This window comes from Dyadobacter jejuensis (genome assembly GCF_003149085.1).
GTDB lineage: Bacteria > Bacteroidota > Bacteroidia > Cytophagales > Spirosomataceae > Dyadobacter > Dyadobacter jejuensis.
This window is the reverse complement of sequence record NZ_QGDT01000009.1, coordinates 38,910-64,544: the sequence shown is the minus strand read 5'-3', so window position 1 is coordinate 64,544 and position 25,635 is coordinate 38,910. Positions and strand designations below refer to the sequence as shown.

The 25,635-nt window shown below is 43.5% G+C and carries 14 protein-coding genes; 8 read left to right on the top strand and 6 right to left on the bottom strand.

All coding sequences use genetic code 11. The features are described 5' to 3' along the window. Positions 1-13 precede the first annotated feature (13 nt). The 4 genes from CLV98_RS16020 to CLV98_RS16005 are packed head-to-tail and all read right to left on the bottom strand — an operon-like array spanning position 14 to position 9,758. Complete coding sequence (locus CLV98_RS16020; RefSeq protein ID WP_109675744.1) at positions 14-1,768, bottom strand: RagB/SusD family nutrient uptake outer membrane protein; 1,755 nt, start codon at positions 1,766-1,768, stop codon at positions 14-16. Between the two features lie 12 nt (positions 1,769-1,780). Next, the gene (locus CLV98_RS16015; protein WP_109675742.1) at positions 1,781-4,609 is read right to left on the bottom strand and encodes a SusC/RagA family TonB-linked outer membrane protein; all 2,829 of its coding nucleotides are present in this window, start codon (positions 4,607-4,609) and stop codon (positions 1,781-1,783) included. A gap of 29 nt (positions 4,610-4,638) precedes the next feature. Further along, a complete protein-coding gene (locus CLV98_RS16010; RefSeq protein WP_109675740.1) occupies positions 4,639-6,447 on the bottom strand; it encodes a RagB/SusD family nutrient uptake outer membrane protein in 1,809 nt (602 codons plus the stop codon). Positions 6,448-6,458: 11 nt separating this feature from the next. Continuing rightward, the gene (locus CLV98_RS16005; RefSeq protein ID WP_109675738.1) at positions 6,459-9,758 is read right to left on the bottom strand and encodes a SusC/RagA family TonB-linked outer membrane protein; all 3,300 of its coding nucleotides are present in this window, start codon (positions 9,756-9,758) and stop codon (positions 6,459-6,461) included. Between the two features lie 878 nt (positions 9,759-10,636). Between CLV98_RS16005 and CLV98_RS16000 the strand changes: the two genes are divergently transcribed. The 8 genes from CLV98_RS16000 to CLV98_RS15965 all read left to right on the top strand — a co-directional run bounded on the left by CLV98_RS16000 (position 10,637) and on the right by CLV98_RS15965 (position 24,348). Next, positions 10,637-11,326, top strand: coding sequence for a GDSL-type esterase/lipase family protein (locus CLV98_RS16000; RefSeq protein ID WP_211320053.1), 690 nt, complete (start codon positions 10,637-10,639; stop codon positions 11,324-11,326). 446 nt (positions 11,327-11,772) lie between these two features. Next, the gene (locus CLV98_RS15995) at positions 11,773-12,426 is read left to right on the top strand and encodes a response regulator transcription factor (RefSeq protein ID WP_109675734.1); all 654 of its coding nucleotides are present in this window, start codon (positions 11,773-11,775) and stop codon (positions 12,424-12,426) included. A 431-nt stretch (positions 12,427-12,857) separates the two neighbouring features. After that, positions 12,858-16,034: a sensor histidine kinase gene (locus tag CLV98_RS15990; RefSeq protein WP_109675732.1), complete on the top strand. Its 3,177-nt coding sequence runs from the start codon at positions 12,858-12,860 to the stop codon at positions 16,032-16,034. 824 nt (positions 16,035-16,858) lie between these two features. Further along, entirely contained in the window at positions 16,859-17,539 is a 681-nt protein-coding gene (gene aqpZ, locus CLV98_RS15985) for an aquaporin Z (protein ID WP_109675730.1), read from the top strand. Positions 17,540-17,907: 368 nt separating this feature from the next. Then, a complete protein-coding gene (locus tag CLV98_RS15980) occupies positions 17,908-18,543 on the top strand; it encodes a response regulator transcription factor (protein WP_146202294.1) in 636 nt (211 codons plus the stop codon). Positions 18,544-19,571: 1,028 nt separating this feature from the next. Continuing rightward, a complete protein-coding gene (locus CLV98_RS15975; RefSeq protein WP_109675726.1) occupies positions 19,572-20,810 on the top strand; it encodes a T9SS type A sorting domain-containing protein in 1,239 nt (412 codons plus the stop codon). Positions 20,811-20,887: 77 nt separating this feature from the next. Next, complete coding sequence (locus CLV98_RS15970) at positions 20,888-21,688, top strand: hypothetical protein (RefSeq protein ID WP_146202293.1); 801 nt, start codon at positions 20,888-20,890, stop codon at positions 21,686-21,688. Between the two features lie 230 nt (positions 21,689-21,918). After that, complete coding sequence (locus CLV98_RS15965; protein WP_109675722.1) at positions 21,919-24,348, top strand: patatin-like phospholipase family protein; 2,430 nt, start codon at positions 21,919-21,921, stop codon at positions 24,346-24,348. Positions 24,349-24,543: 195 nt separating this feature from the next. Here CLV98_RS15965 and CLV98_RS15960 read toward each other — a convergent pair whose 3' ends face one another. Then, a complete protein-coding gene (locus CLV98_RS15960; protein WP_109675720.1) occupies positions 24,544-24,948 on the bottom strand; it encodes a response regulator in 405 nt (134 codons plus the stop codon). Positions 24,949-25,177: 229 nt separating this feature from the next. Further along, entirely contained in the window at positions 25,178-25,633 is a 456-nt protein-coding gene (locus CLV98_RS15955; RefSeq protein ID WP_109675718.1) for a YHS domain-containing (seleno)protein, read from the bottom strand. Positions 25,634-25,635 lie beyond the last annotated feature (2 nt).

Genomic DNA, 25,635 nt, shown 5'->3' with positions numbered 1-25,635 from the left:
GTCTAGTTAGGAGTTACTGCCATCCTTGATTTTGTTGAAGGCCAAATTTGATGATCTCTCGTTCTGGAATTGGGCCATAATGCATATATGCATTGTCGTACACCCGGTTCTCTACTGTAAAATAGGTATAGCCATCCGCATTAATCCGAACCCCACGGGCTGGTTCCGACAGGTTTTCTTTCCAACGGCGTAGGTCCCAAAAGCGGAAGCCCTCGAAACAGAGCTCAAGGCGGCGCTCATTTCTGATCAAGCTCCGCATTCCCTCTTGACTGGCGGTATTGGCTAAGTATTGGTCGGGCTGCTCAATACCGGCTCTTTTCCTGATTTCGGCGATTACCTGGCGAGCACTAAAATTGTGAGCACCTTGTCCATCGGGGCCCCAAGCTTCATTGGCGGCTTCGGCATAGTTCAAAAACAGCTCCGTAAACCGAATATGGGTATTAAAGTGTTTTTGACTCGAAGGAGAAGAGGGGTTTACGTTTACGTCTTCCCTCAAGAGTTTCTTTAGGTAATAGCCCGTACGGGTAGAAGTAGGGATGGCCTCCAGGGAGTTGGGGCCTCCGTCGGTGCCCGTGTCAATGACCGTATTTTTAAGCTTACTACCATTATAAACGATATAATGAGAGAGCCGTGGATCGCGGTTGGCGTAGGGCTTGGCAGGGTCGTATTCCGACATAGGGTCGGTGATGGGGAAGCCATTGGCGGCAGGGAAGGCGTCTACCAGGTTTTGGGTAGGGTTCACTCGCCCATTTCCATATAAAGTGGGAGGGAAGTTGGTGCTTTCCCTACTGCTGTTATTGTAAATAGGACGGCGCCATAATATTTCTTGCAAATCTTTTTTGTCGCCAGTGGTAATGTCGGCTTGATCGACTTGCTGCTTCAGGTAAAACAAATGGCCATTGGGGTCGAGCCGATCCAAACCTCCTAGGTCGTTGAGTAACACAGCGGTGAAGTCGGCGGCTTGTTGCCACAGTTGGGTGTTACCTGCGGGGTTGAAAGCCGGGCTGGCAGCCAATAGGGCGGTACGGGCCTTGATGGCCAATGTATACCTACCGCTCATACGTTGCTGGGCAAAGTCGCCAAAGACCTCATTATAATCGGCGATGTCGATACTCGCTTCGAAGCCCTCGGGAAGGGTTCCGATATTGCCAAAATCGAGGGGGAGGTATTTCTGGGCCTCGGTAATGTCTGCATAGATACTCGCTACCGATTCGGCAAATGTAGGCCTTGGGGTAGCAAAGTCTTCCTGGCTTTCCAGAAAGGAATCATAAATGGGGGTGCCTAATAGGTCGCCATTGGGGCCAATACCACCATGACTACGCAGCAAAAAGTATTTGAAAAGTGCGCGGAGTGCGTAGGACTCCCCTTTGAAACGACGTATGTAGAGTTCTTTGACCTGAGGGTTGGTCCATTTCCAGGGTACCTGGTCCACTACCGTCAAGAATTGGTTCAGGTACAATATTCCTTTGTTGCAATTGTCCCATTCACTTTGAGGATTAAGTCTCGGCGACCATTCTCCAGTTGCGATGCGCAAATAGCTACTGAGGCGGTCGTTGGTGACGGCATCGTCGGTAGCGACTTCATCGAAGGAATAGTCGTTGGTAGGGATATACGTATAGGCCTTTATGAGCAAGCCTTCGGCAAAAGAAGGGTCGTCGTATACCCGGTCGAGGGTATTATGGTTGTCGGCTTCGGGCTCCAGCATGGTGCAGGATGGAGCGCCCAAGGCCAGAAACATCATGAGGATAACTATATTGATATATTTCATAATAAGGTCAAATTAAAAATTGGCACGGACTCCAAGGGAGAAACTACGATAGGATGGCTCGCTACCTACCCGTAGATCTCTGATTTTCCTGTTTTTAGAAATTTGAAACAGATCGCTGGTGTTGGCAAATAGGTTAAGTTGGCGCATACGTAAGGTCTGACACACGGCCGATGGTAAGGAGTAATTAATCTGTGCCTTACGTAACTGGAAATAGTCGTTCTTATAGAGCCAATAGCTAGATCTACGCAGGTTGTTGCTGCTAGTTTGGGTGCTGAGGCGGGGATAAGTGGCGGTCTCGTGGGTGGCTGGGGTCCAGCTGTTGCTCACCGATTCGCTGTATTTATCATTCCCGTCGATCCAGAAATAACTGGATTCCCTAAAGTTTTTGGCCCCGTTCTGGCCTTCTCCTAGCAGATATAAGCTCCAGTTTTTGTAGGAAACTCTGACCTGTAGACCGGCAGAAAATGGTGCTTGCCAGCGGCGGAGGTATACCTCATCGTTGGTGTTGATAATACCATCGTTGTTCTGGTCCTTGTATTTTATATCGCCAGGCTGTACGGTTCCAAACGACTGTATGGGGCTATTGTCGATGTCGGCCTGGTCCTTAAACAATCCCAAGGCTTCTAGGCCAAAGGTTGCATCGCGAGGTTGTCCTGATCTATTTTGATACTCATTGTCATATATTTCATCCACTTGAACCCTCTTGGAGGTAATATATAGCAAGTTGGTACCTAGGAACACATTCCAGTCACCCCATTGCTTGTTAAAGTTCAAGCCCAATTCTGCACCTACATAACGGTCCGATTCGAAATTTTGATAGGCAATAAAGTCGCTATAATAGCCAGGATACTGAGAGCCAGGTCTTGTGACTAGGCGGTCGTAAAGGTTATAAAACACATTACCTTGTATGCCTATCGTTTTGTTAAAGAACAGTCCGTCGAGCCCTAGGTTAAGCTCGTTGCGTCGGGCGAAGCCCAGGCTACTGTTGGCACTCCAGCTGGAAGCCACACCACTACGGTTACGTGTACCCTCGTACCAGTTATAGGAGCCCGATCCACCATACCGATTGTCATAATAGAAGAATCCACCGATGGGGAGGTCGGTTTTAAGAATACCAGCGGATACCCTAAGTTTTAGGTAGTCGATGGCCTTGACCGACGACAAGAACGATTCCTCATGTAAGGCCCAAGATAAACCTATGGATGGTGAGAAACCGGTACGGTTGTTTTCAGGGAGCTTCACAGAGTTGGCCAGGTTGCTGCTAAAGTCCAGGCTATATTTGTTGCGGAATAGATAGGCCATTTGAAGTCCTATATGCGCATTTTTTACCCCCTGAAAGTCTCCGTTTTCCTTGTAGCTACTTCCAAATGCGAGGAGGTTGGCCGTAAACCGGTGGTCGTCTCGGAAGGTACGGTCGTATTTTAGCTGACCGTAAAAGCCGACACGTCTCCGAAAGCGAGAGTTACCCACTACTTGGGTCCCAGGCCTAGTGTCGCGGCCATGCTGCTTCAATTCCACGATTTTGTCGTCCGTATCCGACCATACCGGTTCATACACCGAGTATTCGTTGGCTATCGTTTGATTATAAGCCGTAAAGAAATCGAAGCTGATATTACTATGGGCAGATAGGCCCGGAGTCACGTCAGACAGGTCGAAGTCGATGCGATTGTTAAAGGTAAACTTACGGTAAATGTCCTGTACCGAACCCGCGGCATATCCATCGCCAAAAGGGTTGGTTAAGTAGGAGTTGTTTCCACCCAATAAATACTGCCCATTCACATCGTTTTTTCTACCCTGTAACAGACTGTTTTCAGAGTCTATCAAATCGAAGGGTAATAATGGGGTGTACTCATGGGGTCGAATGGTGCTGGCTTGCCACCAGTAATTACCTCTAGGACCTTGGTCACTGCCAAAGAGTGCTACTGCATCTATGGCCGTTTTTATTCGATTGGTAACCTTAAGGTCGACGTTTCCTCTGATATTAATGACGTCGTTGCGTTCGTTTTTACCTTCCCCGAAATCCATGATGCCGCCGCTCGAATTCCAACCAATGTTGGAATAGAAGCGAGCGTTTTCGTCGCCCCCCGAAAAGGCGGCCGACACATCATGGTAAGTTTTAAAGGGTTTTAGGAATTCGTCAGCATAATAATCGGTGCTAGGAAAGCGATATGGGTTTCCCGATCTATAGTTTTCGATGGTAGCGTCAGTATACTGAGGAGCCAGACCGTCATTTTCACGGGCCTGATTGAAGGTGGTCATGTAGTCGGCCGAATTCATATACCGAGGCAACTCCCGGGGCGTCGATAAACCATAATTAATTGTTATTTCGCTGGTGGGTTTATTGACTTTACCTCTTTTGGTGGTAATCAGAACGACCCCGTTGACGGCCGCACTACCGTAAAGTATAGAGGCGTTAATGTCTTTCAGTATGGAAATGGACTCGATTTCTGAAAAACGCAAGCCTTCGATGTCTCTAGGAAGCCCATCGACTACGAAAAGGGCATTTCCAGAGAATAACCCACTGCCTGTGAGATCGCCAACGTCGATTCCAATTCCAACCCCTCGGATGCTGCTTCCGCCCAACATGCCCAGCGTACGGCCGGCAATGGCTGAGCTCGCCCATACATTATAGTCGTACTCGTTGATAGATTTAGGATCAAGCGTGGTAACGGCACCAGTAAGGTTGCCGACGGATTCGGTCCTAAAGGCGACTTGCGCCTTCTTATTGGGTTGAAATAGCGTAAGGGCTTGCTGGGATGTGCTATCGGACTGTGCCCAGGCCGTCGGCACAGCCGTCAGGAAGTATCCTAAACAGGATAACAAAATGAATATATTTTTCATAAGATATTTTTTAATGATGGAGTAGGCTATTACCAGCCAGGGTTTTGTGGGAAACCTTCGTAAAGTCGCGTGAAGCCAATTTGGATAGGTAGCCAGTTATGCTTTTTTTCCACGGTTCTTCGCACTACCACACGTTCGACTATGTTGATAGGCTTGCCATCGGGCCCTCTGTTGAAGTCGATAGCAGTTTTATCGAGGTAGCGTGGGTCGCCATTCCGATTCCACCTGCGGAGGTCACAGAAACGGGCCCCTTCAAAGGCGAGCTCTACGGCTCTTTCCCTTACGATGGCTTCGAAAAGTTCGTCTTTAGATCCTGTGAACTTTTCGTCCAAATCGGGCAAATTGGCCCGGTTTCTGATTTTGTTAACTGCTTCTACCGCCGTAAGACTGAAGTTGCCAGAGGTGCTATTAGGACCACCGTTGCTTGCAAAGTTCACTGCTTCGGCATACATCAAATAAATGTCGGCCAGGCGCAGGTAAGGAATATAGGCCTGCAGACCATTGGCTTTTGAGGACGAAAAGTCTTCTCCCATGGGCGTGTATCGCTTATAGTAATAGCCTGTTACGCTAGGAGGGTTGATCTGCGACCTATGGAAGCCGCCATTATAAAGCTGGGCGAATCGATCGGACCCCGCGGCACTATGTATACGGTCTCCGTCCACGACGATGTCTTTATAAAAGCGAGGTTCCCGTCCGGTCCAAGGGTCGTTAGGGTCATAGCCCGACATGGGGTCGTCGATAGGGAGGCCATTGGCCATTCCATAGTTTTTGGTAAAACTATGGGCGGGTACTTCGGCGTTCGATCCGCTGTTCATAGAGAAAGATGAAGGCATGGTGGCGCCCATGGTGGACCATCTTACTCTGCCCCTGTCAAAAATAGTGGGCCGCATGATGACTTCCGTTCCGCCGGGTCTTTCGTAGTTCCACCGCCAAAAGTTGTCGGTCCAAGATTCCCAGGATTGTAGCTTATAGGTGCCTGTTTGTTCCGATAAGGTTAAGAGTTCTCCAAAAGCTTCGGCTGCCTGCTGGCAAAGTGCCGCATCAAAAGAATTGCTTCCCTTGGCTTCTTCGTTGATCATAGGGCTCCCTGCATACAGGAGCGATTTTCCTAAATATCCTAATGCATGGAATTTGTTGATACGGTCGTCGTTATGCCCTAAGGTCGCCTGGCCAGAGGGGGTATTGTCCCAGTGGGTAGGTAGTAAATCTGCAGCCTTACGGAAGTCGGCGGCCATCAATAGGGCCGTCTCCTGGAAGTTCAACCGGCGAAATTCCTCGGTCGTGAGCTCTTCTGTAGGGCTAAGGGCTCGTGTAATATAGGGCATACCTCCCCAGTAGCGGCAAATTTCGAAATAGAACCAGCCTCTAAAGAAATGCGCTTGCCCCTTCAGTAAAGCTTTTTCTTCTTCTGTCCCTTGAAATAAGCCCTCTTCCTCGAGTTTTTCTAGGGCCAAATTGGACTTGCGGATCGCATACCAGGCATATTCCCATATCCGCTTTGTACGGGAGTTATTGTCGGTGGTATTTACATTTTGACCATAAAAATAGGCTTCATTACCCCAATAATTCCCATTGTCGAAGGCATAAGGATAGTTGTTTAGGGTTTCGTCGGCAAAGAGGTACTTGTTCCAAGCTCCCCCTTTGTTGGGGTCCATGATGCAGTTGTACATCTCTTCAATAAAACCCTGGAAACTTATGAAGTTACCATAGGCTACTTGTTCGGTGATGTCGGCTTCCGGTGCCTTGTCGAGATAGTCCTCACAGGATACCAGCAAGAGACAAGCCAATATTATTTTAGCTCCGAAAGTTCGAGGATATTTATTTATATATTTTTTCATGTCAGATATTTCTAAAAGGAAAAGTCGATACCAAGGTTAAATCTTTTCATAGTAGGGTAGGCGCCTTGGGTGGCACTTCCTCCCGAATAGGTTCCTTCGCGGTCGTCAGGTAATTTAGACCATAGGAACAGGTTGGTTCCACTTAGGAAAATCCGCATATTGCTCATTTTTAGTTTTTGCAATAAAGGGGATTTTTGGAAGTTGTAAGACAACTCGGCAGTACGCAGCCTTAGGAAGGAGGCGTCATACATATAGTAGTCGCCTACGTTTTCGGCTTGGGTCTTCCAGCGAGGCAGGAAGGAGGTCGCCTGTTGGTTGTCCGCAGACCAGTAATCCCGGACATGCCCAAAAAGGATATCCACGTCACTTTGATAGTTGTTAAATGGGATCACCCGATTGACGTTATTGGCACCGTAGAACTGGACCATTACGCTGAATCCTTTATAATTACCCCCAATACCAAAGGTTCCGGTATTTTGAGGGACACCTGTATATCCTATAGGAGGGGTATCTTCGTTGTTTTTGATGATACCGTCGGCGTTAAAATCGACCAAGTTATAGTACCCCGGCAACTTTTGCAGGTCGTTGGTTTCGGTGGGTACGCTGGCATATATTTCGTCCCAGTTGTTATAGAAACCAGAACTAATCAAGCTTCTATTTTGGCCAATTGGATAACCGGCCGCTTTTAGGTAGTCGTATTGTAAGGGGGCGTCGTCCTTAGCAATAATGGTATTTTGATTGTGAGAGAAACTGATGTTGCTCCAAATGGTAAGATTAGGATTCAGCCTCTTGTTTAGCTTCAGTTCAATTTCATAGCCTTTGGATTTTACCTGCCCTAAGTTTGCACTCGGAGGCGTAGTCCCAAAAGTAGGCGGAACATTCCTGCTGTTTCCCGACATCAATACATTGGTACGGTTTTCATTGAAGATGTCCACATTTACGTTTAGCATGCTCTCAAAGAAGCCCATCTCAATTCCAAAGTTCGACTTTACCGCTGTTTCCCAGTGAATATCCGGGTTTCCTACCACCGATTCGCTGTAGAAAGTGTAGGGGCTAGTACCATTTGTGTTCTGAGTCAGCCGGCTTCTTCCTCCATAGCTCAGTTGTGAAGCATACAGCCAGCGACTTCCACTAATGTTGTCGTCACCGACTTTACCAAGGCTATACCGGAACTTTAAATGGTCCATAATGGGGTTCTTAAAGAACTTTTCGTTCGAGGCTACCCAGCCCAGACCTACCGAGGGGAAAAAGTCGAAACGGTATTGGGGACCAAACTGTTCGGAGCCGTTATAAGCACCATTCACTTCGAATAGGTATTTGGTGTCATAATCGTAGGTAGCACGGAATACCCAGTCTTCCCGGTAGTTTTTGAACATGCTCCCAGAGGCCGACTCTTCTCTTTTGACCAATCCCATAGCCGTCACATTATGCTTTTTGAATTGACGGGCATAGTTAAGCTGGAATTGGTACATCAGCCGACGGGTAATAGGGATAGAAGACGACCAGTTGGCCGCACTGATGTTCTCCTGGCGTATGGTCCAGGGACGCAGTATCCAGTCGTACTCTTCGTCACTCACGGGCAAATAGGCCGTGTATTCGGAAGGATCTTGGTCGGCGCCTACATAGAGCTGTGGGTAGATTTGCTTATAAGCTACATTGGTTCCAGCTTCTGCGGGGCGTATATGATTGGATACGTCATAAATTCCTCCTTCCGAACGAATATTATTGTCGTAAAACAAGGAGGCTGTAGCCTTGAGGCCTTTGGTAATAAATTTCAAATCCTGCTCAAGACTGAAATCTGAATTTAACTGGGTAGCTCGGGTTTGCCGTACCCCTAAGTTATAAACCGCAGCGATCGGGTTGACCGTGTTGTTTCCTCCCTCTTGGTAAGCTCCCCAAAGGCCATCACTATAGCGGGGCAAGAATAGGTTGGGCGCTAAGAAGTAAGCCGCCGACCACATCCATTGGTCCGCCCGGCTGGTACTTCCTTCGTTATTATAATTCGTGTTTTTCTGACTGTAGTATCCGGCAAAGTTTAGTTTTAACTTGGTGGTTTTGGTCAGTCGAACGTCAATATTGCTCCGGAAGTTGAAACGGTTAAAGTCATAATTAGGCTTATAACCCTTCCCATTATCATGTTCTCGAAACATGTCACCTTCATTGAGGTAAGCCAAAGATCCGAAGTATTGAACGGCCTTACTTCCTCCACTGGCACTTAGAGTAGCCCTGTGGGAATACCCAACATCCTTAAACATGGCCTTGGACCAGTCGACATTCGGGTATATTTCGGCATATTCGGCCGACTGTGGGAGTTGGTAGCGCTGCACGATATCGTATGGGACATAGGCATTCCATGAGGGTTGGTTGAGAACCCCTTCCCTTTCGATGATCTCATTTTTGGCCATCATGGCGGCATAAGAGTCCAGCTTATCGGGCTGTCGTGATACGGTTTTGGCCGTTGTCGTATAATTGAAATTGAGTTTAGTTTTTCCTTGAGCCCCCCGCTTGGTGGTGATCAAAATCACCCCATTGGCTCCTTTTACCCCGAATACCGCCGTAGCCGATGCATCTTTAAGGACCGATATACTGGCTACTTCGTTAGGGTCTATATTGCTCATACTTCGCTCCACATTGTCGACCAAAATAAGGGGCTGGCCTCCATTCCAGGTGTTTTGTCCGCGGATAAAGATATTGGTGGCGCTTTCTCCAGTCGTTATACCACCGGGTTCCCCCGAAGAAGTAATCGAGACGATGCCAGGGAGCTGACCCGACAGGGCTTCTTTGAGGTCGGTTACGTTACCATTTCTTTGAATGACTTCCTCAGACATTTGAACGATGGAACCTACCACACTTTGCTTTTTTTGCTGGCCAAATCCTACTACCACTACCTCGTCAAGAATTTTGTAGTCTTCTTGTAGTGTTATTTCGAACTTGGTTTGTCCAGCCACGGGTATTTGTTGTGGACTATAACCGATGAATGAAAAGTTTAAGGTGGTATTGGGGCCTACCCCTTCCAAGGTAAAGTTGCCGTCCACGTCGGTTACTGTTCCTTTGGTAGTACCAGCCACCATAATGGTAACTCCAATGAGCGGTTCGTCTTTGTCGTCAATAACCCGACCCTTTACGGTCGATACCGTATCCCGAATCTGTTCGGCATTCAGCATGGGGTGATCCCATCTGGGATGGCCTGGTGGCTTGGGTTTTTCAAGGGAAGCCGTAGGTCGGCTCGGGAAAGAATGCCTAGGAAAGGCGACGGAAATACTTAGGGTAGCTACGAGTAGTAGCACCGTCCAGGTAAATTTTTCTTTCATTATAATAGGTTTTAGGGGTAAGATGGTTACACTTAAGGCGTGCCTATTTTATAACTCTTATATTTACATGACGACGAATTTGCCTATATCCACGCTCTAGAAATAAAATATTATATGGAATGAATATAATATTACTTATAATTTTAATGAATTAGGCCTATTGGCTCTTTTAAAAGTACAATAAAATATATTGTGGCTTCTTACCCGTTATTTAGAGATATCCGGTTTGAAAATTCCTTGATAATGTTATAAAATGTCGATATGACAAGAGTGGCTTAGTATATGCTTTTTGCCTTATTTTTTGAATAGTTAGGTGTGGTGTGGTGTAGACAGGGCTTTGGTCTCGGATGTCCCTATTTTTTAGAAACTGGCAATACCACCCTTTGGCATATACGTATTTGACTTATTTTTGGATTCTTATTTTTATACAAACGAATAAAAAAATGAATGGGATTAAAAAAAAATTAAAATTTTTTCAGGTTTGACTATTAGAAGTATGTAAGATTGCATGATTTGTTACCGGATGCTACTTCTGGATGTGCAAAAGTATGGGGCTATGCTTTTAAATTTCTGGTCCACCCTGGCATGTACTGTGCTCAATTATTCAAAGAGCCCCTCAGGGATATTCAACGAAAGGTATAGAAATAGTTTGGGGGCATGAATTTTGCTAAGATATTTACCGTTCAATAAGTTTTTGGTATTTAATTATAAAAAAATGGGCTGTTGATGTGTTTTATAAGGCTAATTTCTTTTGTTTGTAATAATGAACAGTAGTCTATAAAATCCATAGATATAATCAGATGAGAGTAGTTTACATTTTTGCTTTATTTTTTTTGTTATGCGAAGTGGGGTTTGGCCAGGGGAACAAACAGGGCCCCATGGCCATCGTCTTTATTGGAAACAGTATTACCCAAGGGAAGGGAGGGCCTAATGGGGCACCACCACCGAGCCATACTGTGGATTATTTGTTGAAAAAGAGAACCATTAAAGAGTTGCCGTATATCAATGTTGGTCGGAGCGGAAGTACCACTGTAGACTGGCTTCCAACGACAGGGCGCTACTATGCTTTGGCCATAAAGGCTGCTGACAGTCTTTGGAGTTTACAAGGAGGGGGAAATTCCTTGCTTTTTTCTATTAAACTGGGAACGAACGATAGCGCGATCAAAGGGCCTAATGGTGCCCCCGTTGAAGTTGAAAGCTATAAAGCGAATCTCAAACAAATTATTGATGCCTTGTTAGCAGCCTACCCAGGGAGTAGAGTGATGGTCCATCACCCTATTTGGTACAGTCCTAATACCTATAATTCGGCTCAGTATTTGGCCGAAGGACTCGCCCGGCTCAATCGGTATATCCTGCAGATTGATGCATTGGTTGCCGATTATAGTCGTAGTAGTCCGGGAAAAGTGTTTTTAGGGGACACCAAAGCCTATCTATATTTCAAAAAACATCCTCAATACTATAAACCTGAATTAGGGCAGCAGGGTACCTTTTACTTACATCCTAATGAGCAGGGTGTAAAAATACTTGGAAAGTACTGGGCAAAAGCAATAGCTAAAGCATTTTTATAATCGGAAATTAAATGCAGAGTTTACCAATTAAAGCTCAGGTGAATTTGAGGTACAATTTAAAGATGAGGTTGAGATAATTTAATATAAAAACCATTTGTTCTTTAAATAAACTTTGGATAACTTAAGTATTTAATTTAAAAAGCATATTTCTATGAGAAATGAAAGGTAGTATGGCTATTTAAATAGAAGTTATTTTATAAGTATTAAGTATGATACTATCTATTTAGTAAAATTGTTAGTCTTTAGTACTTATTAATAGTTTAGCTCGTTTTTTTTGTTTGAAGTTGAATTTTGTTTTGTTACTATCAATACGTTTACAATAGTATTATTTTTATAAAAGTAATCGATAAATAAAGGTAGCATCTATATTAATTTCGGTTAATACTATTATATTTGTGTCACTAAAATTTCAATATTTTATCATTTATTCTATACACCAAAATATTATGACCCTAACAGCCCCCCGCGTTTTAATTTTAGAAGATCATGAGATTGTTGCCTCAGCGGTAGTAGCACTATTGGAAGAGCAACTGCCCGGAACGGTAACCCTGAGGTCCAATACCTTTTCTAAGGGTCTCGAGTTATTAGAAAAGAGCCAGCCAGTCGATCTGGTCATCCTGGATGTTAATCTTCCAGGAGGAGGTAATATCTCCATGTTGACAGCCCTTAGAGACATACAGCCAGGAGTTAAGATTCTGATTTTCACTGGGCAAGAGGACCACCGTATAGCCTTGCAGTTTTTGAGTGCCGGGGCCAACGGATTCCTGACTAAGGACTCTAGTGAAGAGGAAATTGGATTGGCCATTACCAAAGTATTGGCAGGCCGTAAGTATATGACCGAGGCCATTCAACAGAGTGTAGCCGAAAGCTTTTTCAATAAAATTGACCCTAGGTTCAACGGCGAGAATACCGTACTCTCTGGAAGAGAACAACAAGTGATGGAGCTACTGCTAGAGGGGAAACAAACGAAACAAATCGCTCAGGAATTGGATCTTAAGCTGACAACGGTCAGCACCCATAAGGGCAGGATCTTTGAAAAGATGCAAGTGACCAATGTTATAGAACTATTTCGTAAATTGAATCCTACAGAGACGGAGTGATGCTAAGCTTTAAAAATGAATTGAGCAGGGTATTGCAAGGTCCTTTTCTTAATTATAATCGTCCCTCTAAAGTATCCAAATTTTGGAGGGATGATCAATTGACTTGAGAAATAGGGAACTTCTCGATTGAATTACGGGCACTCTGCGGCCATGAATATAATCGGTGGTTCCATATGTAAAACACGACTGGTTCGTGTTGTCAAAATAGTTGAAATAATTCCATTTGCTGCTCGGCTTTATAAGGAATGCGAAGTCGTACAGGAATCAACTGCTCAGTACCTGTTAGATTTCTTATTGAGGGTAATTTTTCGATCGCTGGCTACTAATTTACAATGACCTATTCTATTGATTTTTATTTATAATCTAGGTCTCGGATTGAGCTACAATTCTTCACTTATAGGAAAAGATTCTACTATCGTTAATAGTTTTCTGTGAAAATTTTTTTGCACCTACTCGTTTTTGGGCTGTTATGTAGCCCAAGTTCCATTGCAGCGGTTGACACCCAGGTTTATTCCGACCAGTATATAGTCAAAAACTATACGGACGAAGATGGCCTACCACAGAATAGTGTGAATAGGGTGGTATACGATGCCAATGGATTTATTTGGTTAGCCACAGAAAACGGGGTTGTTAGGTATGATGGACAAAGTTTCTACACCTTCAACAACAACAATACCCATATGCCAAACACGAGGGCTGCTGCTTTTTTGCCAGATTTTGGAGGGCAGGGATCCCGGATGTTTGTGTTTTTTCATAACAACCCCTTGATGCGAATAGAGAATATCATCGTTCGGCCCGACTCTATTTATATGGCAGAATGCCTCCGACGCATACCTGGTCTTTTTAATTTTGATCATACGCACCAAGTCGCTACTGGCCTTCCAAGTATGATGAGAAAAGGGGGGCAATTAAAAATTAAAAATTATCTAATTTTTGTTCCTCGGCGTCAGGGCACCTTTTTCAGGGTTCAGCATGAGCGAATTACTTATTATGAGAATTGGAAGATTGAATGGTCTCGAAAGGTGCCTTTTAAGGCAAATTTAGATGATTATTTCTATTCCAATGGCTACTTACTGACCTTGGAGCCGGATGGCCGACTGGTGCAGTACACCGCTGATTCGAGCCAAGACCTGTCAATTAAAGGAAGCCTTTCCTTGGATTCCGACTTTAGGGAATCTCCAAAAGATTCCCGACTCTACTGGAATTCGATTACTAGTCAGGGTTTTATAAAGGTGAAGGACCGACTCTATTTATTGGAGTATATAGAAGATGGTTATTGTCATTCGAAATTGATATTTGAAGGATTCGATTTTGAGAGAAATCGAATCTATAGTATCTGTTATGATAAGCGACAGGAAAGGCTCTATCTAGGGAGTAACATTCGTGGATTATTTATAGTGGATAAACGGGTGTTCCAGTCGGTTTTGTTTGAGGAAAAAGGTTATGAATCGGTTCATTATGCCCTGACACCCTTGGATTCTCATCGGGTGCTGTTAGCTAGTGGTAAAGTCATCACTGTAGCCGAAAGTAAGCATCATTTGAAAACGTTAGGGCGCCTGCCTTTTATTGAATGGGATCCGGAAATGGATTTGTATAGTATTTTCGTCAGTAAAAACGGAGAAATTTGGCATAAGGCTTTAGAATGTTTGCATCGATATAGCTTATCCAAGGGTAAGATGTTGAATAATTGGTATTTTGGGCAGCCTGTCAATACTATTTACGAAGGGGCAGATGGAAGGGTATGGGTGGGGTTAGCTCGAGAGGGCGTCTATGTAATAGATCCCAAGAAGCCCTTCGCTCAGCCTCAGCCATTTAGCTTGGGCAAACTTCCATGGGTGAATTATTTTTTGGAGGATGGAAAAGGAACCCTTTTCGTTGGGACTAAGAATGGATTGTATGCAATGGATGTACACACCGGGGGGTACGAGTTGATTGCCGGAACTGAGAAGTTACTGGTCAGAAGCCTGCATATGTTTGGAAAGAACACCCCTGTCGAAGGACTGTTAATTATGACCTATACAGATGGGATCTATTATTATAATGGAAATAGACTTCTAAAACTTCCATTGGACGGGCATGGTTATCTCTCTGCATCGCATTGTGCGGTTGAAGATCAAAGGGGCTATATATGGATCACAACCAATACAGGACTGTTTCAATTCGCAAAAAAAGATATAGCTTCCTATTTGTCTCGAAGGATTCAGGGTGAGAGTAACCCGAATAGACCTTTTTATTTATATTATTCTAGGAAAGAGGGGCTGGCCACCAACGAGTTTAACGGGGGCTGTCAGCCCTGTGCTGCAACTTTACAAAATGGTACCTTCTTCTTCCCATCAATGAAAGGCCTGTTGCATTTTCAGGCAAATACGGTGATGGCCAAGAACGTACCATCAGGGTCCTTGTATCTAGATCGAGTTAGTGTTAATAGCGTGGTGCGACTCAATGATCAGGACAAAATAATTCTTCCACTCGACTCCACTAGGGTAAATGTCCATGTGGCCACCCCTTATTTTGGAAATGGGAATAATATACGGATTTCCTATGCCCTAATACCCTCGGCTATCGCTCAACAGGAGCCGGATTGGATTTATTTACCCGAAGGAGAAACCATGATTCGTTTTTCTTCCATACCATCGGGTGATCATACCTTAATCGTAAGGAAATCGAATGGTTTTGGAGAAAATAATTTCCTATACCGAGCCATTGATTTCGTAGTGCCATTGCATTGGTATGAAACATGGTGGTTTAGACTCATCACTTTATTATTCTGTTGTCTCATGGTCTTGCTGATCATTTGGCTACGAACACGTTATCTGAAATCCCTAAACAAACGATTGGAAGATCAGGTCGTGAAGGTTACCAAAGACCTATCCGACACGCTTAAGGCTTTACAGTCCTCTGAATCCGAGCTTAAGCATCGGATTTATATGCAAACACGGCTTGTGGCTTCTTTAAGCCATGATATCAGAACGCCAATGCGCTATCAGGCTTCGGGGGCCGAACGCGTGGGGCGGCTTATTGATAGTCATAAACTGGTAGAAGCCCAAGAACTACTCAGTACCATCGTTGGCTCGTCAAAACATATGAAAAGGCAGCTAGATAATATGGTGCTTTTTATCCGCTCACAATCCTACGAGGAGATGGTGATCGAAAGGGTTAAACTAAGAGATATAGCCGAAGAAGTGGTATTAATGTACGCACATACCGCTCAACAACTTGGCAATTCTATTAAAAATGAACTTGATCCTGGACTTTTCGCTAATACCAGTCGTATCCTATTGGTGGTAATTCTACAAAACCTAGTTGATAATGCCAATAAACACAACCAAGGTACCATCATCAGGATTTTTTCTGAAGAGACTCAAGGTCAACTAATGGTGACCGTGGCCGATAATGGTCCGGGCCTGCCCTTGGATCTTCTAAATTGGCTCAATTCTGCTCAAACTATAGATTCTGAATCTCAGAATAGTATGGATCAAAAGCGCGGACTCGGTTTGATGATCGTTGTAGAGATGTGCAAATTACTCTCAATAACGATTCAGGCAAAAAATGATAATGGGGCCTTAATAGGGCTGCTTTTTGCTCCCATCAAAAAAACTTCCCTATAATATCACATCATCAGGTGAACAACCCATGGTATGGGCTGATTTCCAATTTTCTCGGCCCTAAAAAAGCGAATTCGAATGTTTCGAGTTCGCTTTTTTTAGGGCCGAGATAGACGGTTATGTGCAAATCAGTAATATTTTTCTATAAAAAGATTTAGTAATAATACTATTAGTATTAGAATAATGTTTATGATAGTTGTCGTTATTATATTTACTATAATAAAAACCTAATTTTTTGTATTGTGATATGGTATTGAATAGACTATATTGTGATTGTATTCTGCGGATATGGCTTGATTATCATTTAATTTTTGTTATGAAAAAATAGGCGATTGGGGGTTATTGTATTAAAAGTATAGAATATTTTCTAGGTCCTGTTGATAGTATAATATGGATCGAAAGTTCAATGATATCTGCGAATAAATTGATTGATATTAATAATTATTTTTTCATACGTATTTTATAGTGACTTAATCGTTGTTAAGTGTCTTATATAGGATCATTTATATATATTATCATGCTATAAGTAGCCAAATATTTTCGATATATTATATAATATATTGTGTTACTTTTTTAAAAACTGTCGTATAGAAAGGGTGGGAAATATTAAGTATTTGTTGCTAGTTGATTATTCTATATGAATGTTACACTACATAATTCTCGAATGTTATAATCGATTGGATAGTTCGTCCAAGTCAGAGTACTGTGTTTACGACCTGGTATTGTTAGGTTTATCGAAGATCCATAGTGCCTAAGCAAGCGAGAATGATGCGCTAAAGACTTTATTAGAATTTTCATTTTTTTATCCATAATTATTTTTAACCATTATGAAAAAGTACACCGCTGAATTTTTAGGAACCTTTTGGTTGGTATTGGGAGGTTGTGGTAGCGCAGTCTTATCTGCAGCCTTTCCCGAGGTTGGAATCGGACTATTGGGGGTTTCACTAGCCTTTGGACTGACCGTCCTTACCATTGCCTACTCATTAGGGCCCATCTCCGGAGCCCATCTGAACCCTGCAGTATCGGTTGGCCTATGGCTGGGAGGAAGGTTTTCGAGTAAGGATTTAGTCCCTTATATCATCGCTCAAGTGTTGGGAGGCGTTGTCGCTGCCTTATTGCTCTATACCATTGTTACGGGGAATGGTAGTGCCATAGGAGACTTTGCCGCGAATGGGTATGGCGAGCACTCGCCAGGAAAATACAGCATGACTACGGCCTTGGTGACAGAGTTTGTGATGACTTTTATGTTTTTGATCATTATTCTGGGCGCAACAGGGCCTAAGGCATCTGCCGGATTTGCTGGCTTGGCCATTGGGCTGGCCCTGACCTTGATTCACCTCATAAGTATTCCTGTGACCAATACCTCTGTGAATCCTGCCCGGAGTATTAGCCAAGCTATCTTCGTGGGTGGATGGGCCATGGAACAATTATGGCTCTTTATAGCTGCTCCAATTGCAGGTGCCGCCGTAGCGGGAATAGTCTATAAAACTTTGTTAGAGCAAGATTGAAATTACCCTGATGCTGATTCATATATCAATTTGTAGGCCCAGCACAGGCATGGGTCTACAAATCATCTACACTGTTCTATAGTAGTTTTACTAACCTAATAAATTGATCTTTATTTTAATATAGATTGTTTTATTGGTATTATTGCTTAGATTTACATCAAAACATGTATAGTTCTATGTTATAAGTTAAATTGACTTCGTTATTATATAAATATTATTGCGGTTAATTGACGCTAACTAGAATCCCCTCCCTCGAAAAATGGCCATTTACTGGAATTATTGAGTCCTGAATTTTAGTATTAGGCATATGGTTACTTATCTATTTGAACCTGGGTATTTTATTTTTCATCAATCAAACCATCAACATTATGACAACTATTGGATTAATCGATAATTTTATTATCATTCGATTAGGATTGGCGCTTATCTTGAATCAAAAGTTTCAGGACATGGAGCTTCTGGAGGCAGAGGATTTGGAGAGCTTTGAAAAACTTCAGTCGCAGAAAACACCCGATGTTTTCATTTTGGGGAATAATGCCAGTAGCCGGCAGGAGTGCTTTGCCACAGTGGCCGCATTTCGTGAGCATTATCCAAATACCCCTATTATTGTCTATGATGAGCATAGCAAACAGAATATGGTGATTCCTTATTTCGAACTTGGGGTAAAGGGCTACATTTTAAAACAAAATATTGCCGATGAAATGGTCAATGCTGTAAATTCTGTTCAGCAAGACAGGCCTTTTCTTTGCCCCACTTTAGTGGAAAACCTATTGGGCTTTATCGCCAAAAAGCAACACCATCTTACAAACCCCGCCTTGCTCACTCCTAGGGAGTCGGAAATAGCCAAATACTTGACACAAGGAATGAAAACCTCTTGGATTGCCAAAGCCTTGGGCAGAAAGCCTTCGACCATTAGTACTATTAAACATAATATCTTTGTGAAAATGAAGGTTGAAAATATAGTAGAACTAAAGAAGGTTTATTTGGAGGAGTTGACTATATAAAGTGGGTATATTTTAGATTTTTCAATTTTTTAGGGTAATGATAGCGAGCTGAGTGTGCATGGGGTAGGTATCCTCTGTATATCCAGCTCGTTTCGTTTTTTAACGTTATTGTATGGCTAGGATAGCTCGTATCCAGGTTGCATGGTCTAACTCCTCCTCTTCAATACATGGAAAATTGTCTCGCCCGCATATATGGAGTGCCTGGTTTGATTTCTGCAGGAGTGGAGCAGTTAAAAGTAAACGCTGCTTGGGCTCGGTTACCTTATAATGTATTGTTTTTTGCTTTCATCTAGGGTCGTAAATAGTAGTAAGACGATGTGATATGGATCGAACTTTATTTTGTGAATAGTGGTAATTCTAAAACGCGTTTAAGGTAATGAGTTAGCTTTTCAGAGGGGTATAAATTTTATGTTTCCTTATCTTGGTTGGCCTGACCCTATTTTCTCCCCCTTTTTGGAGAGTCTGGCTACTAATCTGCTAACTATTCTTGCTAAATGTGTACCATAAAAATAGGCAGACCGAAACCTTGAATAGGATCATGGCCAATATATCCGTGGAATGAATAGTATAAATACTGGTTTAAATAAAATTATTAATCAGTTTAGATCGTATATATGATGCCGTTCCAGAATAGCCGTATAGAAACCATTTCTTGAATATGGCATGATCCGTATCGTTTTTATTACTTGAAAGTTCTATTCAATCAGGACGTTAATCCAGAATACTTGGCCGCAAGAGTGGGGCTTGGGGGATGTGGAATGGTCGTTTGTCCTATATGACACTTGTAGGAATGCCAAAAAAATTCGGTATCTAAATACAGTTAAATTTAGTTATTGGCACAATAAATATACTATATTATAATTAACTTGCTCTAGCTTTAAATAGTAAATAATATTTATTTAAATATTAGGAAATAAAATACCAATAAATGATATCTAAAATGCTGTAATTAACATAACTTTGGTTATGTTATAATAGTATATCCCTCTCGCTAATTAAGTTATTTGGTCATTTAAACAATCTAAATAATGAAAATTACATTTTACTTTTTGCTGTCAGTTTTACTGGCTCTCCAAGCCTCGGCTCAGACGCATGTATTTTCGGGAGGAGAGTTTGTTACTTTCGGAACACTAGACCTAGGTTCGGGGACTTGGTCTACAGATCGCTCGTCTAGTCCAGGATATTTTAGCGCTGTTGGTACGGGGACCTATACAGGAGCTATCGATGCTCACAATATAGACGGTTACGTAAAGGCATACGACCAGATGTTTTTCGACTTTCCTGTTGGGTCAGGTACAGATCTTAGGGGACTTTCCATAAGCAACCCCACAGGTATGGGTACTTATGCTACAGCCTGGATAGTGGGCGACCCTAGTGGCCCCCTGGATCCTACAGATGGAATGGGAGCCAGCCATGATGTTAATAGTGTGGTAGGTCCTATTATGGCTATTAGCCCTGTAGGACAATGGGACTGGCAAAATATTACAGGGACTGGGGCCGGGGTGGTAGTCACAGTTTCGATTCCAGACGTAAGTACTTTTGCTACGGCCGCCAATTTACGTTTGGTCGGATGGAATGGTGTTGCCTGGATCGATTTGAGCGGTGGGCCTAATGCGACTGGGAACGTTGTAGACAGTGAACTGATGGGGACTTTAGTTGCTGGGATTTCAGCACTTGGGATAGGCTCGATAGAAGTCCCACTCCCTGTGGAATTAATCAGCTTTACCGCTTCAGAGCTGTCCTGTAAAGCGGACCTGAAATGGGTAACGACCGCTGAAATTCAATTGCATCATTTTGAAGTAGAGCAAAGCCAAGATGCTGTGGTTTTTACTAAACTAGGGCAGGTTCGTTCCTCACAGATCGAAGGAAGCGGAAATACTTATCATTTCAGTACCACCCAGCCACCGGGTACTAGTTATTACAGGTTGAAGATGGTCGATCAGGATTACAGCTTTGCATATAGCCATATACAAAGCCTCACGACCTCCTGTAGCAAGTCCGAAAGAAGTTTAGAGGTTTACCCAAATCCAATTACTGCCGAGCACCAGCATGTAACAGTCGATTTTGTGACCAACTATAAAGGAATTGCTGCGCTTTCCGTGAGTAATCTACTCGGCCAGCGGCTAATAAGCCAAAATATATTGGTCGATGGATCTGGAACCACCAGCTTTGGCTCCTCTGCCTTGAGTAGTGGTTTATATTTGGTTCGCCTGCAAGACAGCCAAGGGAAAATCATCACTGAGATTCGGAAGTTCGTTAAAGAATAATGATTCTTTAACGCATAAGGAGATAACCTTCCAATAAATTACACCATCATTTCAACAATATTCTAAATATTATATCTATGAAAACTCTATTATTATTCATTTTATTATTATGCGGCACTCTAAGCTTTGCCCAAGTAAAAATTGGAAGTAATCCAACAATGATTACCCCAAATGTTAACCTAGAAGTGGAGGCTACAAACGGGTCGAAAGTAGTAATTAAGAAGGACGACGGAAAGGTAGGGATAGGAACCACTGCACCTGATGCAAGTCTTCATGTCGTCGGTGATGTTAAAATCGTCGACGGTAATCAAGGGGCTGGAAAAGTCTTGACTTCCGACGCCAATGGACTGGCATCGTGGCAACCGCTACCCGCCGCTAGTTCTACCCAAATTGCCATTCAGACAGCCCCTGTAGTCTATACCACTCAGTCACTTTCTGATATTCCGGGTTTAAGTCTTCCTTTACTGGCTAATAAAACCTATAAAATAGAATATAGGGGTTTTCGGAAAGGATCAACTATTTTGTCTATCTACATTTCCTATGGGAATAATACTACCGATATAGCCTATATTAATGGACTACTTTCATTCGCTTATACCGATGCTGCCGAAGCAGATGGTGGCAACACCTTAAATCATGCGACGGTTAATAAAGAAAGTTTAGGCGGGTATAATGATAATGGACAATACACAGTGACCAGTATGGGCGCAGAACAAGAATTAAGCTGTATTCTAAAAACTAACACGGCACAAACGCTTAAAATTCGGGGTACCAATGACAAGGTAGGGCATCCAAACCAGTCGATTATTTTTAATTCGAATAGTAGTTTTACGATTACTGTCTCTGGTGGATATCTAGTTGCCACATTGTTGGACTAGTTGGTAGTACCCAACAAAAATCATCTCCCGTCCCTCGCCCTGGATCTTATCCTAGAGCGGGGGACGGCGAGGTTCTCCATTATAAAATCTATGCCTTAGCCCTTATATGTTCGGAAAATAACCATTGAATAACTATATTCTTAATTCATCATTCTAAAAGGCCTTTTTATCTGTTGAAGTGTTTAAATTGGAGAAAAGTCGAACTCCAATATTTATAACGCCTCAAATGTATGTGGAGAATACGCTCAATAAGGTTCTCTTCTTTCCTTAAGGATATCTACGCATTGGTCTTTAGGCTGTATGATGCTGGGGTCAGCGCTTGGATCAGCCTGTTAGTCGTTTTTCTGGTGTATGCGCTCACCTTTTTGGAGCAGACCGATACTGTTTTTATTGCCCTGCTCGACAGAGATCCGCTCAATTTGGCCTTATTTTTCATACTCCTTTTCTTTTTAATCCAAATAGTAGCCTACTATCCCGTATTCATCCAATTCAACCGCAAAACGGGAGTCGATGTACAGTGGTTTTTGAAACCCGTACTCTGGGGTTTGGGCCTGATCACCTATCGGCAGCAGGGGGTGAAGTCCACCTTTGACTCCCGATTTCGCTTTGCATTGGGTCTTAGTTTACTCACCGCAGTGTTTTATATGATTACCCGTATACATTATAAAAATGTAATTTTACTGGGTGGAAGCGATGAAGAAATCTTTGCCAATAATGGAATGGCTGGGGTACGATACCTCGCCCTAGTCTTTTTTGTTTGTGGACAGCTATTCTATATAGCACTCAAGTACGTAGCCACTAAGCAGCCCAATTTCTGGTTTAATAATAGGCCCCCACATCGGCGACTTTTTTATATGGCCTTAGGTCAATTGGTACTTTGTGCTGGGGCACTGTTTTATAGTACAACGGTATATGGCTGGTCTGCCTGGGCTTATTATAGCTTTTGTGCCGCTCTTTTCTCCTTATCAATTTTTTATTCCTGTTTTAAAATTACCCGTAGAGAGGTGCTGTTTCGTACCGACTTACAGTTCTTATATTTTCTGTCTTCCGGAGGGTTAATGAGTGTATTCGTGGTGGGTGTAGCCCATATATATCCTTTGAAGTTCAATCCTTTGGTGTTAATACTGGCCTATTTTCTGGTGTATTATGGAGTCCTAATCATCCCGCTCAAACATTACCTGTACTACCGCCAGTACGATGAGCCGACGGCCGAATCGAAACGGAACCTAGCCTATTACCTTTTTAGTTGGGGTGTGCCTCTGGCCCCCTTTCTTTTTATTGGTTACTACGTCTATATCGAATATTACAAGGGCAACGACCTACATGTGCTGCATACGGTAGGTCAACAGGCCTATTCTCCTGAAAAGCGAGAGGGACCTGTAGGTATTAAAGAGTTTCAGACTGAAATGATCCAACACTTTGAAGATAAGGATACCTTATATTTCATAGCCTTGTATGGAGGGGGGATTAAGGCGACGATCTGGGATCAGCTGGTGTTGGCCGAGCTAGCCTCGGAGAAGTATTCGCATATATTGGACCAAACGGTGGCCATGTCGGCGGTGTCGGGAGGAGCCGTTGGGATGTCGCTATTTGCAGCCTCGGATCGGCGAGGTAGCGATTCTCGACAATTGGCGAAGACCCTCAGTATGAAAAACTTTGTAAGTCTGGACCTTACCTATCTTCTCGGGCGGGACTTGCTGTTCGATTTATTGGGTCAGCCTTTGCTCGATAGGCTGGGCATCGAGGAGGACCGGTCCAAAAGGGCTATGCGGGAATATGCCAATCTAACCATGGGGCAGGCCGCCTATACGCAAGGCCCTAACCCACTGCTTGACTCCACCTTTCAGGATATATGGGCGAGCCTTTTTCGGGAACGGCGGGAGCAGAACCGATTTTATCCTGCGCTACTTACCAATTCGGCAGGAACCCACTCTCAACGAGGGATAGCCTTTTCGGTGCGTAGTGACAGCCTTCGGTTCCAGGATATATTTATCGATTCCAACAACCTCCTCGACTTTGAGGGTACACAGTCCCTGCCTTATCTGTATGCGGCGTCTACAGCGGAGCGTTTCCCTATATTTAGCCCCGCCGCCAAGATCAATACCAAAGGGTATTTTGTGGATGGAGGGTATTTCGAGAATAGTGGGCTGATGAGCCTCATGGACCTGAGCAATTATCTGGAGTCGGCGGTATTCCCAGCCTCGGAGAAATGGAAGAAAAAAAAGCTGGTCTTTATCCAGATTGCCAACGACAAATCGGTATTTATTAGGGATCTATTAAAAAACAGCTCCGTTAGGAAGGAGGTCCACGATTCCCCAGAATTCGGGTCAATCCTCGAAACGGTAACGTCGATTAGTTTTATCTCCAACTACCTGACCCGGAAATTCGAACAGGACACTTCGGTAAGTTATGTTCAGGTTTTATTACCCTATATCGTTACCCAGCCCGATCTGGATGGGCTCTTTAAGGGAAGTGTCGATACGACTGGGCTAAGTAACCTAGTTATGCAGAGCAATCGTAGGATATTGAAGGCCTATCAACAAGACCTTTATCAGCAGGTGCAGCCTCCTTTAGCTAGGTTGCTCGGTCGGCAAGCACATCGATATATGGAGCAAAATCTACAGAATAGCAGGTTGGAAGTGCTTAAAGTTGAAGATTAGGCAGTGGATATTTCCATGGGGATGCCAAGGTGGTTTGGAAAAAATTTGGTGATGTTCGATTCCTATTCAAAGTTCCGTGGCTCTTTTGACTTGCCGATTTGAAGGAATATATTTCTAATGCCTTTCTAACTTAAGAAGAGGTTAGTTCATGGCCGTTTTAAGGATTGCTCATCCCAGGCTTATTGAGCCATTCGTTTAGGGTCGAAAATAGGTGTGACCTTGATTAATACTCTGGATGGCCTCCAGCATTTGGGGGATATTGGCGGTCTTTACTAAATACGCCTTGATCCCATGCTCCCGAAACTCTTGTATAAAATGGATCTCCCCATACATGCTTAGAATAAGAATTTTTAGGTTGGGGTGCTCTTTTAAGAGCATCTTCGACAACTCCAGACCGTCTATTCCAGGCATACTATAATCTATGATGGCCACGTCGGGGCGAGCCTTACTCACGGCCTCTATGGCCGAATGGCTATGATATACCTGTCCTACTACCTCTATGGAGTCCTTGGTGGCGAGCATGGTAGCCAGGCCATCGTTGAACAAGGGGTGATCGTCAATAATCATTACCCGAATCGTTGTAGTCCCAGGCGTTATCATCGTATTGGATTAACCAGGTTCATTTTTTAAGCCTAGTAGGCTGTCGCTAGCCTATCAAATAAAAATGAATATACGTTACTCAGGATTGCTATACCATTCTTTTCTGTGGTTCTTAGTTATCGGTTTAATAGGGTGGTGGGACGGAATGAATCCCAATCGACCCTACAAGGATGAAACTTCTGTTTCTCCTAAAGGTTGGTTCTATGTTTGGACATACAATAATCAGATTTTAGTTGATAAATTTTTGCCAGTTCTTGTCGGCTCGGTTCTTTAGGTTGGCTTCATCCTTGTTCCAATCTGTCAGGGTATTGGTAAAGAATTTATTGTAGAATAAATAAAGCTTCCCATCTACAATTTTAAAGGTTTCAGGGTCCACCTCTACTTTTTCTCCACTATTTCCCATGGCATAGGCACACCAGCCTCCATATTGTGGCTGGTACCGATTGGGGTTAGCCTTAAAGAGCGCTAAATTTTTGGCATTAGAGAAATAATAAACTGTTCCGTTAATTTTAGCAGCAAGCTCCTTTTTTCCTTCTACCGCCTTTTTGGACGTAAAATAGGCCACAGGGTCATATCCTTCTATGGCTAAGCCCGATCTTGAGATATTTCCCTGGTGAGCCTGTTTGGTTTGAGCCTGGGCCTGCATGGACAGGGCCAGTAGTGTGATGAGAATGAATCGATACATCT

Coding starts and splice junctions, on each gene's coding strand:
- CLV98_RS16020 (WP_109675744.1), bottom strand. CDS start 1,768: ATGAAATATATCAATATAGTTATCCTCATGATGTTTCTGGCCTTGGGC.
- CLV98_RS16015 (WP_109675742.1), bottom strand. CDS start 4,609: ATGAAAAATATATTCATTTTGTTATCCTGTTTAGGATACTTCCTGACG.
- CLV98_RS16010 (WP_109675740.1), bottom strand. CDS start 6,447: ATGAAAAAATATATAAATAAATATCCTCGAACTTTCGGAGCTAAAATA.
- CLV98_RS16005 (WP_109675738.1), bottom strand. CDS start 9,758: ATGAAAGAAAAATTTACCTGGACGGTGCTACTACTCGTAGCTACCCTA.
- CLV98_RS16000 (WP_211320053.1), top strand. CDS start 10,637: ATGGCCATCGTCTTTATTGGAAACAGTATTACCCAAGGGAAGGGAGGG.
- CLV98_RS15995 (WP_109675734.1), top strand. CDS start 11,773: ATGACCCTAACAGCCCCCCGCGTTTTAATTTTAGAAGATCATGAGATT.
- aqpZ (WP_109675730.1), top strand. CDS start 16,859: ATGAAAAAGTACACCGCTGAATTTTTAGGAACCTTTTGGTTGGTATTG.
- CLV98_RS15980 (WP_146202294.1), top strand. CDS start 17,908: ATGACAACTATTGGATTAATCGATAATTTTATTATCATTCGATTAGGA.
- CLV98_RS15975 (WP_109675726.1), top strand. CDS start 19,572: ATGAAAATTACATTTTACTTTTTGCTGTCAGTTTTACTGGCTCTCCAA.
- CLV98_RS15970 (WP_146202293.1), top strand. CDS start 20,888: ATGAAAACTCTATTATTATTCATTTTATTATTATGCGGCACTCTAAGC.
- CLV98_RS15965 (WP_109675722.1), top strand. CDS start 21,919: ATGTGGAGAATACGCTCAATAAGGTTCTCTTCTTTCCTTAAGGATATC.
- CLV98_RS15960 (WP_109675720.1), bottom strand. CDS start 24,948: ATGATAACGCCTGGGACTACAACGATTCGGGTAATGATTATTGACGAT.
- CLV98_RS15955 (WP_109675718.1), bottom strand. CDS start 25,633: ATGTATCGATTCATTCTCATCACACTACTGGCCCTGTCCATGCAGGCC.